The organism is Vibrio sp. 1069, from assembly GCF_033340555.1.
In genome coordinates this window covers 1-545 of record NZ_JAWOWP010000819.1, presented here as the reverse complement: position 1 = coordinate 545, position 545 = coordinate 1, and the positions used below count along the sequence as shown (strand labels likewise).

The window sequence follows — 545 nt, the reverse complement described above, 5'->3', positions numbered from 1 at the left end:
AAATGCCGACAAGTTACCGCGTAACTGGTTCGCTTCTTGATGCTGCAATAGCAATGCCATCGGAGGGCCACCGATTGCCGAGCTGGTACCAAACAAACCGGAGAAAAATCCAGCTAACGTCATACGCTGGGGTGTTGGTTCAATACGAAACGGAAGCACACTAACGATAACCGCGAATAGAACGAGTAAACCGATCCACAACGTCAGTGCTTGAGTGGAGACAAAAAACAGCATGAAGCCACCAGCAATAGAACCGGGAACTCGGCCAATCAGTGCCATTTTTAGACCACCGATTTCGACGCTACTGCGATGTTTCAGCGCATTCATGATCGAAATAAACAACGCGACCAAACAGATAGGTGCAGGCACATATTCGGGCGCCCATAGAATGAGCAACGGCGCGGCCACAATGGCTAAGCCAAAACCAATCGCAGTTTGGACAAAAGAACCGAGAAAAATCAGTCCCATCGCAAGCAAGTTAACCGAATCAAATTCCATCTAGATTATTCTTATATTCAGACAATCAATAAGGGCGCTAGCCTTAT

1 protein-coding gene is annotated in these 545 nt (G+C 47.3%); it reads right to left on the bottom strand.

The window, feature by feature from the left end; all coding sequences use genetic code 11:
- Positions 1-498 (bottom strand): sulfite exporter TauE/SafE family protein (locus R7040_RS29245; protein WP_318098015.1); only part of this gene is annotated, 498 nt, incomplete at its 3' end.
- Positions 499-545: the final 47 nt, after the last annotated feature.